Here is a 14,968-nt window from a genome sequence, read left to right as displayed (position 1 = left end):
TTTGGACGACACTACAATCCCCACTCTTTCATCATCCTTTCTGTTTCGGCTTTGATGTCATAGACCGAAAACTGCAACTCGATCGTTCCCTTAGCCGTTTGGGTATGCGTCGTCGTGTCCGAACTGGCCCCGAAGAGCACACCGTCGAATGTGATCCGTAGCCGATTGGCACTTTGGTCGAAACTTTCCAGCGTAACTGTGCCAGAGGTCTTCGGGTCATTGATGGCCTTTCGGTTCTCATGGTCATATGTGTTGATCCACGGTGCTACCCATGTGGTATAAGCCTCCTCATCTTCCGAAAAACTGATGACATACTCACCCGTTTCGTTTTTAGCGAGATCATGACGAATAGCACTACCGTCATAATCCGCAGGGATAGAGAACCAAAGGCGCAGATCTGCTCCCTGCTTGCCGTCGATAGGTGGCCCTTTGAGTATCACGACTAAGGGGAAAGGCCCTTTTTCATCCATTTTCATCAATTGGGCTTGCTCGATATAGACCTGCTCCCGAGGCCATGTTTTGCCGCCTACTGTCACATCAAATTGATATATTTTCAATGTGTCTCCTTCTTGTGCTATGTCGGGTTTCTGCTCTGATTCTTGTTCTTCAGTTAGGAGTGGGCTTTCCATCGCTTCGATCGGCTGTACTTCCGTTTGCTCTGTCTTAGCGGTCGTTCCTGCGGTGCAAGAAAAGATGCCGATACAGAGTAGGAATGGCAATATGTTGATTAATTTTTTCATACTTTTTTAATTGAAAATTGAAGAAATCCCTTCGTTTGTCCATCATTTCCCGCTTGAAGCGGGACTCAGGATGACAATCTCTTTTTTGTCACGCTGAGTGGAGTCGAAGTGCGGCAAAAAAGAAATTTAAACAGCTTCGCAACTACTATTTAAGTTTATCCGTTTTGAGTGCTTTGAATGTGTCCCAGACTTCGTCCATTGTCATATCATAACCTGCCAATTTAACGTAGAAACGCTCATTGACAACAGTTTCTATCGTATTTTCGCCCCGAGTGTAGTGCTCTTTCGCCGTTACGCCGTGCTTATCCACGATATTTCCATCATTTGGATCCTCATTAATTTTCTTCCTTGCCAAATCCGAGTTTAGGAACACATTCGTCATGGAAATCACCATCGTACCGACCGGATCAGCTCCGTCCACCACGACAATATCCAATCGTTTGCCCTCGTTGGCACTGCCATAGACAATGTGGATAGATGCCTCGGAGTGGTTGCCCAAGGTCATTTCCGTTCTTTCCAAGCCCTGAAAAGAGGTACCAGGTGCCCATTTTTCAAAATCCTGCTGGCTCCAAGCTGTCAGTTCGGACAGGTTTTTCATATCCTTCGTCACGCCCGAACCTGCTTTTGTTAATTCGCCCATGGCCTCAAAGCCTTCTTTGGCTTCTTTGACTTTTTTCATGCTCTCGCCGCAGGAGAACAACAGTGCCGAACCCAATAAACCGACAAGTGCATAATTGATTTTTTTCATCATTGTTCTGACTATTTGTTTCCCAAATCTATGTAGGTGCGCAGGTCGAAAAAAGTGTGTTTTCACTAATGGTACAGATACCACTGTAAAAGGTCAGATATATTGTATAGTTGGGAAAAAGCGGATTTGGTCAATTGACCAAATCCGCTTTTTCCCAACCACATAAAGATTTTACACATCCATACGCCAATCCCTACCATCCGTACAAATTGTATTTTTTCTTTCTGTCATGCACATAGCTTTGTATTGGTAAAACACGCAAAAACACATTAAAAATGAAATACCCATGTTTAGAAAATACGACTACCGATGAATATAATCTGGGTATTCCATATGACCATAAAAAAACAACATGCGAAGCATTCATGCATACCATTTAAAACAAACAATAATGCATAATAATATACATATGAAACAGAACAGTCTTATACTATTTGCTATTGCCCTACTGTTCGGCTCTTGTAATTTCACAGACCGAACAGACAAAAAAACCGAAAACACGAACGATAAAGACAATGATATTGTATTGCAGATTTTTACAGAATTGCCCGATGCCATCGATGGCTGTGCCTGTCTCTTTGCAGAGGATAACAAAGCCTTCAAAAAGGGCGAATACCTCTATGCAGACAATATGCAAACGGTAGGATTTGTCAAGATAGACGGCGAAATGCTGCAGGTCACCTTGGACGAATCGGACAACAGTTCGGATGTCGAGATTCAGACCACCGGCAAGAATGAAGATATCGAAGTCAAGCTGGATATCCGCAAGAGCGACCAACTTGATTATCAAGGGTCGTATTTCGGCACACTGGAAGTGAAAACCACGGACGGCAGGAAGTATAAAAAGACGATTTTTGGGGAGTGTGGGTGTTGACGAATAGTATTGAGTAGTGAGTAGTGGGTATTGAGTAATGAGATTTTCCTCAAAGATTTAATAAAAAGCGAAAAGTATGTACAGAAAAATAGTTTATCCGATGGTCTTGGTGCTGATGGCATTCCATGCCTGTCAATTGCCTATCGGTAATCAAGGCGAGAACAATGCCTCCGAAGAACCAAAGGATACGACAATGATCGTTCACGAGGAGCTTATCGAAAGCCCTGACACAACGATACAAGCAAATCCTCCGGCGTTTGTCCTTGACGAATAGTATTGAGTAGTGGGTATTGAGTAATGAGATTTTCCTCAAAGATTTAATAAAAAGCGAAAAGTATGTACAGAAAAATAGTTTATCCGATGGTCTTGGTGCTGATGGCATTCCATGCCTGTCAATTGCCTATCGGTAATCAAGGCGAGAACAATGCCTCCGAAGAACCAAAGGATACGACAACAATCATTCACAAGGAGCTAATAGAAAGCCCTGACACAACGGTACAAGTAAATCCTCCAACGTTCGTCCTTGACGAGTTCGGAACGCTGACCTATGACGATCCTGAGATGTACTTTGTGTGTGGCGTGAATAAAGAGAAGTACATGGATCACAAATATATCTATGCGGATGGCCCGGACAGTCTGGCATTTATCCATATTGACGGCAAACGGCATTTTTTAAAAACCGTGGATTGGTTTCACTTTTCCTTTGACAAGGACGATAAAGAGATCTACGAACTTACGACCGTCAGCACAAGTGATGAATACCATGTGAAAGTCCACCAAGAGCTCGAAAAGCGAGAGATAGCCGGATCGACTTGGACTGGTAACATTACCGTGGTACGCAAATCCGACGGAGCGGTGTACAAGTCGGAAATATACGGGTCGAGTAGTCATTGAGTGGAAAAGTAAAAGTTAAAAAGTAAAAAGTATAAAAAAAGCTGCCCACGGCAATCTATAAACTAAGAAACAAGAACATCTTTCCACGAGCCCCTCTCCTTTGGAGAGGGGTTGGGGAGAGGATAAACAAAAAAATATGAAAACACTAAAAAATTACCTTTTGGCTACGACCACAGCACTTATATTCACTGCTTGTGGAGGCAATAATGCCAATCAAGGAAACGATTCCCAACAACAAGACGGCACAACAGAAAGTGCGACGGCATCTGCCGGAAAGGCAAGCAAAGCAAAAAAATACAATGCCAAATGCTTCGAGGACTTTGATTACGACTACAGCAAGATGCTGACCAAGGCCGATGTCCTCAAACACGTATCGGTCAGTGATCCCGATGCGCTCGAAGTGAATTTTAAAGAAAGTCGTAGTTCAAAGAAACACAATGAATATAGTATCACTTGGGCGAGCGACCGTCCGGATATGGTGATGGAGGTCAAAGCCGGGGGTACATCGGTATCCTTGCCTCAGGCGGACAACAATATCGTTGCTGTCGAACAGCTTGAATTCAAGCGTGGCGATGCCGAAAAGGAACTGTCCGCTTTTGACCGTGCTTACGGACAGCTCAGCGAGCAAGAATACAGAGAGATGGAGGAACGAATAGACCAACAGCAGGCAGACAAATCCGAAGAAGAACGTAAGGTCATGAAATCCATGATACGGGCACGGGAAAATATGAAATTTCACCCCGTAGCCAATGTCGGAAGTGGCGCATACTGGGAAAGGGAGGAATTTAGGAAGCAATATTTCGGCACCAACTTGTACGTGTTGGCAGGAACAGTACAGTTTCGTATCAAGGTCAAAGTCAGCAACGATGACGAAGAAAATGCTCGGATAGCAGCCTTATTGGCGCAGGAGGTATTGGCAAAGTGTAATTAAAAAATTATTTCATAAATTAAAATTAGTACAAACATGAAAACAAAAGTATTACAATTACTGGTCTTGTTCCTTGTATTAGGGATAGCCCAAGAAGCGAAAGCCCAATGGAAAGGCACCTGGCGCACAAACGAAGGTAATATACAAATCAATGGCAGTTCAGGAAAAATCTCCTTCGGATTGCTTGATTATACCTTTAGCGGGACGACATCCAATGTGATGAACAACGTACTGACAGGAACGTATTTCGTAAAACCATCAATGCCCAAACCAAACAAACCGGCTCCGATGAAAAGCATTGAATTTGGAAAATTTGGCGAACGTGGAACGTTTACACTGACTTTGGACAGAACCGGACAAAAATTCTCCGGCGAGTGGAAAAATGAAGCCAACCCCGATCAAAAAGGAACACTGACAGGGACTTTTGTGCCTACGTTGACCAATGCCGGCAAAGAAGGGAATAAGGATATAGAGGGTACTCAACGTAAAAAAGACCTGGAGAACCGTAAAGTAGATATCAGCGAAGCTAACCTGAAAGCTGCTGTTCCTTGGGTCGGAAGCTGGAAATTAGATGGTTATAATAGTAAGTGGAAGATTATTCAATTAAGCCCAACAAAGATACAAATCAAAGGAAACCATACAGTAAATAAACAAGTTATCACTATTGATGCTACTGCGGAAGAAGTATCAAGAAGCAAAAATGGACAAATCATTTATTATAAAGGAACACACGAACAGTACAATAATACGACCAAGAAAAGAGTTACGGGAGACTTTAATATTGAAACAAGTAAGGACGATTATAACAAAATAAAAGGAAGCTGGTGGTATCCTAACCCACAAAATACCCCAAAACTTAAACTTGGAGATTATCACAAATACTTTGATGCTAAACGGATATCCGCAGAACAACCCAATATGAGTACGTACAACTAAATTCATCAATGGTATTACATAAAAATATCCGAAGAGTGGTAATCAACTCTTCGGATACCCAATTAAGGTAATATCATAAAAACAAAAAGTAATATATCAACAGAAAACGACGAACCACAGTCCTGCAACAAATAGCTCTGTCTAACGTAAATAGTTGGAGCCAATAAGAGATAATAACATTAGATAGACATGTCGCTCTTCCTTTGCCATAGTCCTCGTCAGAGCCGATACACAGCGACAAATGTCAGGTTGAGTACTTCGTCATGCTCAGTACAGGCTCTGTCGAAGCTTCAGAGTGACAATTAGCATGCTCTTTATTTCATAATGCAGAACGACAACGGGTAATAATTATTAAAAATGGGATTTATTGTTTTAATTTCACACCTTTATGTGAAATCTTAAATTGTCTGAAATGAAATTTAATCTTGTCATAGCCCTGACAATACTTGTCATAGGTGTAGCATGTGCCCAAAGTGTAAACCATAAACTTAATGGGATATGGTATGTGGTTTCAAAAACAGAGACACTAACAGAAGAGGACACCGTTATCGATATTGATGAGGATATATACGAAAGAGGAGAGAAAATTTATCATATAGAGGGGAATACGTTAACAATAATAGAAGGTGCAGGAAAACACAAAATGGAGCTACCGATAAAGGTAAGTGACGAGCAATTATACTTAGGAAAGATAGAACGAAAGAAAGAACCTTATCATATTACACTAAAGGACAACGAACTGATCTTAACAAAGATAAAAATCAAGGGCGGAAATCAACGGCTAACTGAGGTCGTAACTTTAGAAAAACAAGCTGATTCAACTCCCTAAGATATCAGCAAATAAAATTTATCCCTCCCCTAGTTAGTAGCAATCACTTGACAGATTACCCTCATCCCCGGGATGCTCATAGTTCCTTTGAGAAACGCATTTGCATTGCGTGAAAAAAGAGGGAAAAATAAATTCGTAACTTTAAGGAATTAAATGGACGCTATCATGAACACCCGATATATCTCCTACTGCAGTAACATCTTCTTTCTTATAGGACTGTTTATGCTTTCCGCATCCTGCGCGCAGACAAAATCCAACGATACGGCAACGGTGTCCGAGGTAATAAACCCAGGGAATGCCATCAGTGATACAGCTACATTTGCCGCGGGTTGCTTTTGGTGTGTTGAGGAACAGTTCAAACAGCTGGAAGGCGTCACGGCAGTCGTGTCCGGCTATACTGGTGGGCATGTGAAAAACCCGACTTATCAGCAAGTCACTACCGGCAGGACGGGACATGCTGAAGCCTGCAATATTATATACGACCCTTCGCAAATAACTTACGACGAATTGCTTGCTGCTTTTTTTGTTGCCCATGACCCGACCCAACTGAACCGTCAGGGCGCTGACATCGGTACGCAATACCGATCGGCCATCTTTTACCACAACGATGAGCAGAAAAAGCTAGCACACTATTATATCAAGCAGTTGGATGATGAAGGTGCGTATGACAAAAAAATTGTGACCGCCGTAAGTCCCTCCCAAGTCTTTTACAAAGCAGAGAATTATCACCAGAACTATTATGCCAACAATACGAGCGAGCCTTATTGCCAGCTGGTGATCAAACCTAAACTGGAAAAATTCAGAAAGGTGTTCAAAGAAAAGTTAAAGGAAGAATAAGCGATCATCCGAGATTACCACTATAGCCGATGAAGTTTTCTTAATCCGCTTTACTTTCGTGCAGCGACTTCCTGTATACATATCCCCAATTCGCAATCGCCTGAACAATATCTTCCAAGGTCTGTCCATACTCCGTAATATCATACTCTACCGTGATCGGCTTGGTGTTTTTCACCGTTCGGGTAACCAAGTGATTCATCTCCATATCCTGCAATTCCTTGGAAAGCATTTTTGCTCCTATCCCCTCGACCTCTCGCAGTAAATCCATACGCCTTGTATAGACCAGCTAACAAATGGCTGCAGTAATTTCATACTGTCTTCCGATCTTTTTTTGGATCTTTTGACCAGCAGCAGCTCATTTTGCACATATACAACAAGCCTTTGCGGGTATACAGCACGCTAACCTACCCTGTCTGGAACATTTTGTACATGCGCAAAGCGACGTTGAGCATGTACAGAATGATGCTGTACAGTGTCAGCGTGATGCTGTAAAAGTACATCGTGGTACAGCACCCTGTCAGAACCACGATGTACATATGCAACGCCACGCCGACAGGTGTCACGTCGCCGCAGTATAGTGTCTGATTGACGCTGTACATGCTCAGCGTCAATCAGACAGGGTGCAAAGCGCCTGTTGTCATGCGCGATGACCCTGTGTACATGCGCAAAGCCCCACTGATTGTTGCAGCTACACTGATGAAGCGTCACCATAGTGCAACATCATCGTTGCGAGGTAACGAAGTCCCGCCTGAGGCGGGAATGATGTTAAAAACGCAGATTGGTTTCCTTCGGAGCTGCTTCGCGGTCGTCGCTGCGCTTATCGCAATGACGCGTTTTTAAGCTTCGATAACCTTTTTACTAATCTTTCCAGGCGATAATCGCTTCGCTAACTCGCGTTGATTTTGGTTCATTCTTCGCACAGAAACTGAAGAATTAGAGAAGGGCTGTTAAGATATCGATATAAACATGTCTGTCTACGTAACCATCCTTTATCGATGAGGAGATACCTTTGCACTACCCTATCGGTATATCCCAATTATCGTTATTGGCGCTGTCCTCCGATTTTAAAAATTCCCTTAATATATATCCGTAATATCTGCTAACAAATAAAAAATTTTCTAGATTTTCTTTTCCCAAGCTAGTTTCTAGCTGTTCTTCTATTTTCCGGTTCAGCACGATTCGTTTGGACGTGCTTTTATGTATATCTACAGCCCATGCCAAGACGAAAAACCGGCCGTTCGTTTTGATAATCCAGTTTCCCGGCCGTTTTTTCATCATTTTTTTTAACGATAAATGAATTGGAAACCGTTCACCGTTCGTCAGATAAAGAATACAATATTTATTATGCGATTCGCCACCAACTATATCCCGTAAACGTATATTGGAATCTGGACTCCCTTTTTCCGCAGAAGAGGTCTCCTCAGATTCTCCCGCTGGAACAACGTGCAGAAAGTCCTCCTGATCCGCAAGCGAAATATCCGACAATCTGTTCTGTTCTTGCCGCTGTACCTTTGGTCTTCCTACGAATGGTATCCATTCTAACCCGACGATATATAATGCTAAGGGGATGGCTAAAAAAGGATAATCATACTTAAAATAAGCTGTTTCCCATATCCATTTGTCTGTGCCTACCAGCAGTATAAATTGTACGATGATCGCCTGTAAAAGAGTGATGAGCAAGAAAAGTCCTGTTTTTACTACATCCCATCTCTTCCCACCCTTCTGTTTGTTGTGTTGTATCCAATTTGTACAATAAATCTTACGGATAAAATATACGTACAAGGACAGCAAAAAGAATGTGAGTATAAACGCAAGAATAAATTTACTCCGACCGAATAAATCCATTGGACGATAGAAATACTTTGTCGCATTTACAAAGTAGGACCATATTAATAAAATAAATATGATGCTAACCCAAAGGGTTATTCTTTTTTTCTGAGACATACACTTCACAGATAAAAGGTTTGTTAACCAATATTATTTATAATAGGATAAAAGCAATTTACAAATTTCCCGCTAAGGATACAAATCACAAGCGCCACCTTGTGACCCTTTTATACTTCCAGACAAAGGTATTTCAGTCATGAAAGCCAAAAACAGCTACAATCATTCCTTTTTGTACATAAACACAGCAATCCAAAATCTGTAAAAGATGCAGATTTTGGAAATTAGGTTGTCCAAAATTTACAAAAACTGCAGAATTTGGTTTTTTAGCCCTTTAAACCCCTAAAAATTAATCTGTTTACATTTTTATTTGTAGAAATCAAAAATAAACAAACTATGAAACAATTATTTGAAAATGCAGGAGTCGCACATGTACAATGGCAAGTTCTTTCACTGCCTATGGAAGAACGTGTAGCAGAGATTCAGAAAATTCGGACAGATTTTACCATGTGGATGCTGTCCAAATTCTCTTTAAACGCAAACCAATTACGACAACTTTCCGAAATGTCCGAGGCGCTTCGGAATGAAATCGCCGAGGGCATTGCAGATTCTTGGGAAGAAGGCGTGTTGGTCAATTTCAACAAAGACGAAGGCGATGATGAGGATGAAGATGATCGCGGAGCGAAAGAAATCATTTTTGAAAAACGAGGTGGTAAAAGTGCTCTGCTGAACCATCCTGATGATAAACCGCTATCGACAATAGCAGTATCTATCTGGATTCGCTATCGAGATTTGTAGTGCACGGAGGGAAGCTTTCTATAGCGTGCATCTAACACAACATGATCTATTTGAACAATGAAAACGAGAGCATATATCGTCACACTGATCAGCATTATATTGCTGTTGCTCTGGATACCCGTAAGTCTCGACAAGCTCGCACACTTTCAGGTGTTCAAAGCAGGCATCCTTCGGCAACCTTTTTCGGATAGCTTGGGGCAGGTATTGGTTTATACCTTATTGCCCTTAGAGATCCTCACTGCTATATGCATCGTAATTGGTAGGTTTCGATTGGTTGGGTTCGGGCTGTCATCGCTTTTGATGGCAGCCTTTACCGGCTATATAGGCGTAGCCCTACTCGGCGCTTGGGAGAAACTGCCCTGTGGCTGTGGTTCGGTGATCAGTGGGATGAGCTGGACACAGCATTTCTGGTTCAACTTGTTTTTTCTCGCACTTAGCGTACTTGGCTATTATTTACAACGGAGTTTACATCGAAACAGCGGTTCTGGGCCAATCGCTGCGGAGGGCTTGTCGGCCAAAAGACAGCATAAAAACATTTTTACTAACATCTTAAATTTAAAAAGATGAAAAAATTCATCATCAAAAATGCAATGGCTTTAGTGGCTTTAGCCATTGCAGGTACGACATTAATGTCGTTTGGGTTATCGCAGAATTCGGCAACCGAGTTGTATTGGTTTTCGGTTTCACCTGATGGTTCAACAATTACGAGCTATATAGACGAGCTCCCCAACGACGCAAACCCTTTAGATTGCGCTCCAAACGGTAGCAACTTTTGCGCGATGGGTTTCGACGATTCTGATTTAAAGAATCCAGGCACTCCACCTTCGAGCCCATCAGATCTAAAGGATGCGGTACAGGGAGCTCCGTCCTCCCACGCAAATGAGACTCGTCATAAGTCTAATTAGCCTCTGATTCAGGAGTACAAAAAATCCGCTCCAAAGGAACTTCCTTTAGGGCGGATTTATCTTATCTAATATTTTGAACTAGCCCTGAAAGCTTAACTACTTTCTCTGGTATAGGCATCGTATAACGGTTATCATTTGCTGGCATTTCAATGATTTGTCCAGAAAGCGATCTAACGATAGGCATTGCTAAATCCTCTTCTAAGTTGTACCGTTTTAAATCACCCCATCCCAACCCTCTTAATACGAGCTCCTTTTTTCTTTCTTCTATCACGGCTTTTAGAAGAGCGAGCTTATCTGTTCTGAGCTGTAACTGATCTACACGTTCATATCTCTTTCGCAAGAAATCCATTAAAAACTCTACACCTTTATCCCCTTTACCTATACGGACATTACATTCCGCCGCAATCAGGTATATTTCACCAAGCGTTATGCCGCTAAAATATTCATCAGACTCACAGTATGATCCTTTAAAACGCAATGTTCCATCACCTTCGTGTCTGAAAAACAGTTTTTTTCTCAAATCGAAATCATCGTATGAATCATAAAATTCCTGATTTATAAGTAACCTAGAAACTGTCATCGCATTGGTCGGCAAAATAGACGCATGAAAGATTACCTCATTATTGAAGAGGGAAAATGGGTATTTAGCCGTTTCGTCCAATTGCTTATAATCAAGCAAAGCAGCATTCGTATTTTTAATTATCGCTTCCGCCTGATGGAGAGACTTTTCATAATCACCCATTAACAAGAAAACTTTTGACAGCAGCGCTCGAATTGCGGAAGCGTTTGGTCGGATCAAATTCGAGCCTTGAATATCGACGTGGTGGTAAAGGCTCTCTTGCAAGTCATCAACAATATGCTGATACGTTTCCAGCAAGGATGAGCGTTGAGGAATGTCATGTATGTCTGCCGTGGTTTTAATAGGAAGTCCCAAAACAGAATGCGCTGTGGTTCTATCGAAGCCTTGACAGAATAACTGAACGAGGTGGTAATTTGCCCATGCACGGAAGAAAAGCGCAGCTGACCTCGTATTTTTTGAAACATCATCCACGGGAAACCTGTCTAATTCGTGCAAAACGACATTCGCGTAAAATATTTTACGGTAATTCCAATCCCAGTCCACAATCGGATCATAGCCTTCATACAAATCATTTTTCCACATGTATGTATTCCTATCAGGTGTTGATAGCTGCTCCAACTCGCCCTCCTTTATAGTGTAATACGGGAGAGAAAGCTCCCCCATATAAGGTGTATTACTGTTCATTACGCCATGGTTGTCCAATAACGCTTGTAGATCATCAATACTTGTGATCATAGCGATTTTCTGGTCAGGCTTCTTGTCTAACCATTCGCTGCTGCAGGAACTTACTATAAAGCAGCAGGCATAAATATTTAATAAAATAAGATATCTGTTCATGTTAAAAAGTGGTTTGAAGTCCGAATGAAATATTTTTTTGCTCAGGAATCAGAGAAAATGGAATATCAGGATCGAGTCCATCATTATTTGCTTTCCAGATTATACCTATATTGGTTGCGTGGACAAATATTCGAGTGTTACCAAGCTTCGCTCTACCCGCCCTCTTACCGAGAGCAAAATTATACTCAAAAAACATATCTTGAATCCTGATATTATCGCCCCTTTTTACATGATGTTCTGAAGCCAGATAAACCACATCACGTAAGTAAGAGAAGCTTCCTTCCGGCATGGAGGGTATATCCGTATTTTTCTCGTCACCTGGCTTTTGCCATCTATTATCAAAATCTCGGTGCCCCTTCCATGAATTGAATAAGTCGCCATATGAAATAGATGGCGAACGGTAGTAAAATCCGGATTTCCATCGCAGATTAACAGCCAGAGAAAAAGAGCCATACGAAAAACGATTTCTCAGATTACCAAAAAACGTTGGCGATGCAGGCCCGTGATAGATCAAGTCCTCAAGCTGCAAGTCAGAATTGAACGCAACATAATCTGTCGAAACTGCATCACCAACCTTAACGAGTGGATTTCCCGCGTTATCCAACCCCTGCCATGGATAGCTATAAATAGCATATCGGGGTCTGTTTATAAGCGGATGGCTAATTGCCCCAACCATGGTTTGTGGTCTTGGCTCTTCACTATATTCAGAGATTCGGTCTCTCACCCAGCTAGCAAAAAGACTCGTTTCCCAACTAAACTTCTTATCAACCACTTTTGCATGAAGGCTAATATCTGCACCATAGGTTTTTAGCTCGGCATAATTTATACGATACGCGTTCAAATATCCGCCTGTTGGGTCCAATTCTCGTAGCCCCATTAAGTCTTTACCGTTCTTTTTGTACCATTCCACGGTCAATCGTATGCGGTTATTTTGTAATATAAGATCCGTTCCCAGATTAAGTGTATTAACTCGTTCCCATCTTAAGTTCGGATTGGGAGGTGTTTCTATCCGGGCGAACCTATTTTCTGTCAATGATGACGTCGAATAGTAAATCGTCGTTAAAGCCGTTACCGTTTTGTCGAGATTGCCACTGCTACCATAGGTAGCTCTAAGACGCACACTATTTATCGAGTTCCATGGAAAGAAATTTTCTTTAGCGATATCCCATGCCCCCCCAACAGACCATAGCGGCACGCCTTTTTGATTCTGTTGAACACCGAACAGATTAGACATATCCTTCCTGACACTAGTCGTTATATTATACTTTTTACGAAAAAGGTATGCTCCATTAAAATAGTAGGATAGAAATCTATCGTCAAATTCATTGTAATAAGATGGAGGTGACGTTATTCTAGCGGTCCCGTTCGGCAAGGTCGGATACCGCTTTGTGTAATCAAACATTGTTTGTCCTGTACCTACATCTCTATCGAAACCATAGAGCACCGTTCCGGGTATTATTTTTTCGTTACGTCTGTTCCACTCCGTTCCTGCCAACAACGATATTTCATGATCATCGAGTATATTCTGTTCATATGATGCGTTGATTCTAAAAAAGTCACTGTTGCGGCTACTTGTCAAATTCCTTAAGATATCTCCTTGAGGAAAAATATGGCTACCATCAACCTGTGTAAATCTATTTATTTCGTTCCGCACATAATACGAGTTTTTATCATACAGGGTTTCTGTGTTGCTTTTACCAGCTTGCTTTTCATACATAAGCGTTAGTATGAAAGCAGGTATCGGTTTTATATTGAGCGCCGTACTCACTCTATATTCGGGCATTTCTACTAATGTCCGGTTCATTCCCTTTTCAGCTAAGGGTTTATATTCCCAATCAAGGAGTCCAATATTTTGTGCGTTATACGCATAATCTAACCGATGGTTTTTTGGGATAGCAGCAGGAAAGCCTGCCTCCATCAATGATGCATACGGATATAACGCCATTTTGCCTCTAGGTATTAAATCGTTTGGATTCAAAGCTCCTTGCCATCTTCTTGAGTGGAAATAATTTACGTTCGTTGAAAAATCGATAATGCTATTTAATTTATAGCTGTTTTTCAAAGAGAGGGTAGCGCGCTGGTATTCATTATCGATCTGACTATCCTTGTTCTTGTCAAAACCTAGAGAGACCATTGTCGAAAGTTTCTCACCTCCCGAAGTCAGGCTCACAAAATATTGGCTATTCAGCCCTGTTCTTAGGAGATAGCGCTCTATATCTCTTCTGTAATCGGACCCTACCATTTTATTTCTCAGCGTTTCATATTCGCTAAATGATATCCGGTTCTCTTTGAGGTCGAAAAGTCTTTCAACTATTGGGGTTTGAGGAGACTGGCCGGGATCATTTGCCGTATAGAATCCCCTTTCAAACAACGATTCTTCCATCGGTATAAATGAACTTGAACGTATGAAATAGGGATTATAATTTAGATCGGGTTTGGTTTCAACTCGATAGGAAATATTCGCCATTACCTTTGTAGGCTCGTTTGCTTTGGCTCTTTTCGTATTTATCACAATTACGCCATTACCCGCTCTGGCACCCCAAATGGAGGTCGCAGCAGCATCTTTAAGAACTGTGATATTTTCCACATCGTTTGGATTAATACTTTCCAGACTGCCATTAAAAGGGAAATTATCTAAAATAATTAAAGGCGTTTCGTCGCTATTGATCGTGCTGAGGCCACGCAATCGCAATTTCAGGCTGTGAGAATGTCCATCTGTACGCCGATCAAAATTTAAACTGCCGACCACTCCTTCCAACCGACTGAGTATATCCGTGCTTACAGCTTGATTGAGCAATCTGTTATCTGCAGATTCAAATGAACCCGTTGAGCGATTCTTAGGAACAGTAAAATACCCTGTAGAAATCTCTATTTCCTCCAGCTCGTTGTTATTTACACTAAGAAATACGTCTAAAGTATTAACATCTGCAATGTTGAACCATTTAGCCTGATACCCGAGATGGGATATTAAAACGGAATCAACTCCCTGTGGTCTAATAAACGAGAATGTCCCATCTGTTCCAGAAACTGACAACACCCGATTATCAGGGCCATTAATAACAGCTGCCGCTATTACGGAACGACTATCTTGTCCTCGGACTGTCCCTTCTATTCTATGCTGAGCAGCACCGATTAAAAACGCCATAGCAAACATGGCCGATAATATGTAGCTTTTCAT

At 41.7% G+C, this 14,968-nt stretch carries 16 protein-coding genes; 10 read left to right on the top strand and 6 right to left on the bottom strand.

The genetic code is table 11. The features are described from left to right. Positions 1–11: 11 nt before the first annotated feature. Positions 12–740, bottom strand: a complete 729-nt coding sequence (locus BM375_RS15930) for a hypothetical protein (protein ID WP_093367515.1) — start codon at positions 738–740, stop codon at positions 12–14. Positions 741–885: 145 nt separating this feature from the next. After that, complete coding sequence (locus BM375_RS15925; RefSeq protein WP_093367513.1) at positions 886–1,491, bottom strand: hypothetical protein; 606 nt, start codon at positions 1,489–1,491, stop codon at positions 886–888. Between the two features lie 406 nt (positions 1,492–1,897). On the opposite strand from BM375_RS15925, the gene BM375_RS15920 reads away from it, so the two are divergent. The 7 genes from BM375_RS15920 to msrA all read left to right on the top strand — a co-directional run bounded on the left by BM375_RS15920 (position 1,898) and on the right by msrA (position 6,786). After that, on the top strand, positions 1,898–2,362 hold the full coding sequence (locus BM375_RS15920; protein ID WP_093367512.1) for a hypothetical protein: 465 nt from the start codon (positions 1,898–1,900) through the stop codon (positions 2,360–2,362). Positions 2,363–2,438: 76 nt separating this feature from the next. Beyond that, positions 2,439–2,636 (top strand): hypothetical protein, encoded by a 198-nt coding sequence (locus tag BM375_RS15915; RefSeq protein ID WP_093367510.1) that lies wholly within the window; start codon positions 2,439–2,441, stop codon positions 2,634–2,636. Positions 2,637–2,698: 62 nt separating this feature from the next. Continuing rightward, positions 2,699–3,256, top strand: a complete 558-nt coding sequence (locus BM375_RS15910) for a hypothetical protein (protein ID WP_093367509.1) — start codon at positions 2,699–2,701, stop codon at positions 3,254–3,256. A 136-nt stretch (positions 3,257–3,392) separates the two neighbouring features. Beyond that, a complete protein-coding gene (locus tag BM375_RS15905) occupies positions 3,393–4,187 on the top strand; it encodes a hypothetical protein (RefSeq protein ID WP_093367508.1) in 795 nt (264 codons plus the stop codon). Between the two features lie 33 nt (positions 4,188–4,220). Continuing rightward, positions 4,221–5,120 (top strand): hypothetical protein, encoded by a 900-nt coding sequence (locus tag BM375_RS15900; protein ID WP_093367507.1) that lies wholly within the window; start codon positions 4,221–4,223, stop codon positions 5,118–5,120. Between the two features lie 412 nt (positions 5,121–5,532). Further along, the gene (locus tag BM375_RS15895) at positions 5,533–5,949 is read left to right on the top strand and encodes a hypothetical protein (RefSeq protein WP_093367506.1); all 417 of its coding nucleotides are present in this window, start codon (positions 5,533–5,535) and stop codon (positions 5,947–5,949) included. Positions 5,950–6,114: 165 nt separating this feature from the next. Next, positions 6,115–6,786, top strand: coding sequence for a peptide-methionine (S)-S-oxide reductase MsrA (msrA, locus tag BM375_RS15890; RefSeq protein ID WP_244525931.1), 672 nt, complete (start codon positions 6,115–6,117; stop codon positions 6,784–6,786). A 40-nt stretch (positions 6,787–6,826) separates the two neighbouring features. On the opposite strand, the gene BM375_RS15885 is transcribed toward msrA, so the two are convergent. Next, positions 6,827–7,054, bottom strand: coding sequence for a winged helix-turn-helix transcriptional regulator (locus tag BM375_RS15885; protein ID WP_093367505.1), 228 nt, complete (start codon positions 7,052–7,054; stop codon positions 6,827–6,829). A 746-nt stretch (positions 7,055–7,800) separates the two neighbouring features. After that, positions 7,801–8,631 carry a hypothetical protein gene (locus BM375_RS15875; protein ID WP_093367502.1) on the bottom strand — a complete coding sequence of 277 codons (831 nt, stop codon included), beginning with the start codon at positions 8,629–8,631 and terminating at the stop codon, positions 7,801–7,803. Between the two features lie 435 nt (positions 8,632–9,066). On the opposite strand from BM375_RS15875, the gene BM375_RS15870 reads away from it, so the two are divergent. From BM375_RS15870 to BM375_RS15860, 3 genes are read left to right on the top strand one after another with little or no spacing between them, the layout of a single operon-like run. Then, positions 9,067–9,468: a hypothetical protein gene (locus tag BM375_RS15870; RefSeq protein WP_093367500.1), complete on the top strand. Its 402-nt coding sequence runs from the start codon at positions 9,067–9,069 to the stop codon at positions 9,466–9,468. Positions 9,469–9,525: 57 nt separating this feature from the next. Continuing rightward, a complete protein-coding gene (locus BM375_RS15865) occupies positions 9,526–10,035 on the top strand; it encodes a MauE/DoxX family redox-associated membrane protein (RefSeq protein WP_093367499.1) in 510 nt (169 codons plus the stop codon). Then, positions 10,032–10,373, top strand: coding sequence for a hypothetical protein (locus BM375_RS15860; RefSeq protein WP_093367497.1), 342 nt, complete (start codon positions 10,032–10,034; stop codon positions 10,371–10,373). Before BM375_RS15865 ends, BM375_RS15860 begins: the two co-directional genes overlap by 4 nt. A gap of 61 nt (positions 10,374–10,434) precedes the next feature. On the opposite strand, the gene BM375_RS15855 is transcribed toward BM375_RS15860, so the two are convergent. Both BM375_RS15855 and BM375_RS15850 read right to left on the bottom strand, forming a co-directional pair. Further along, positions 10,435–11,790 carry a RagB/SusD family nutrient uptake outer membrane protein gene (locus BM375_RS15855; RefSeq protein WP_093367496.1) on the bottom strand — a complete coding sequence of 452 codons (1,356 nt, stop codon included), beginning with the start codon at positions 11,788–11,790 and terminating at the stop codon, positions 10,435–10,437. Between the two features lies 1 nt (position 11,791). Continuing rightward, positions 11,792–14,968, bottom strand: a complete 3,177-nt coding sequence (locus BM375_RS15850; protein ID WP_093367494.1) for a SusC/RagA family TonB-linked outer membrane protein — start codon at positions 14,966–14,968, stop codon at positions 11,792–11,794.

The sequence above is a fragment of the Sphingobacterium wenxiniae genome (assembly GCF_900116225.1).
Classification (GTDB): Bacteria; Bacteroidota; Bacteroidia; order Sphingobacteriales; family Sphingobacteriaceae; genus Sphingobacterium; species Sphingobacterium wenxiniae.
Note: the sequence above shows the minus strand (reverse complement) of the source record. Positions and strands in the feature narration are given on the sequence as shown.

Excerpts from the sequence above, each read along its gene's own strand:
- BM375_RS15900 (WP_093367507.1), top strand. The coding sequence starts at position 4,221 with ATGAAAACAAAAGTATTACAATTACTGGTCTTGTTCCTTGTATTAGGG.
- BM375_RS15865 (WP_093367499.1), top strand. The coding sequence starts at position 9,526 with ATGAAAACGAGAGCATATATCGTCACACTGATCAGCATTATATTGCTG.
- BM375_RS15905 (WP_093367508.1), top strand. The coding sequence starts at position 3,393 with ATGAAAACACTAAAAAATTACCTTTTGGCTACGACCACAGCACTTATA.
- BM375_RS15885 (WP_093367505.1), bottom strand. The coding sequence starts at position 7,054 with ATGGATTTACTGCGAGAGGTCGAGGGGATAGGAGCAAAAATGCTTTCC.
- BM375_RS15910 (WP_093367509.1), top strand. The coding sequence starts at position 2,699 with ATGTACAGAAAAATAGTTTATCCGATGGTCTTGGTGCTGATGGCATTC.
- BM375_RS15850 (WP_093367494.1), bottom strand. The coding sequence starts at position 14,968 with ATGAAAAGCTACATATTATCGGCCATGTTTGCTATGGCGTTTTTAATC.
- BM375_RS15925 (WP_093367513.1), bottom strand. The coding sequence starts at position 1,491 with ATGATGAAAAAAATCAATTATGCACTTGTCGGTTTATTGGGTTCGGCA.
- BM375_RS15920 (WP_093367512.1), top strand. The coding sequence starts at position 1,898 with ATGAAACAGAACAGTCTTATACTATTTGCTATTGCCCTACTGTTCGGC.
- BM375_RS15855 (WP_093367496.1), bottom strand. The coding sequence starts at position 11,790 with ATGAACAGATATCTTATTTTATTAAATATTTATGCCTGCTGCTTTATA.
- BM375_RS15930 (WP_093367515.1), bottom strand. The coding sequence starts at position 740 with ATGAAAAAATTAATCAACATATTGCCATTCCTACTCTGTATCGGCATC.
- BM375_RS15915 (WP_093367510.1), top strand. The coding sequence starts at position 2,439 with ATGTACAGAAAAATAGTTTATCCGATGGTCTTGGTGCTGATGGCATTC.
- msrA (WP_244525931.1), top strand. The coding sequence starts at position 6,115 with ATGAACACCCGATATATCTCCTACTGCAGTAACATCTTCTTTCTTATA.
- BM375_RS15875 (WP_093367502.1), bottom strand. The coding sequence starts at position 8,631 with ATGGATTTATTCGGTCGGAGTAAATTTATTCTTGCGTTTATACTCACA.
- BM375_RS15870 (WP_093367500.1), top strand. The coding sequence starts at position 9,067 with ATGAAACAATTATTTGAAAATGCAGGAGTCGCACATGTACAATGGCAA.
- BM375_RS15860 (WP_093367497.1), top strand. The coding sequence starts at position 10,032 with ATGAAAAAATTCATCATCAAAAATGCAATGGCTTTAGTGGCTTTAGCC.
- BM375_RS15895 (WP_093367506.1), top strand. The coding sequence starts at position 5,533 with ATGAAATTTAATCTTGTCATAGCCCTGACAATACTTGTCATAGGTGTA.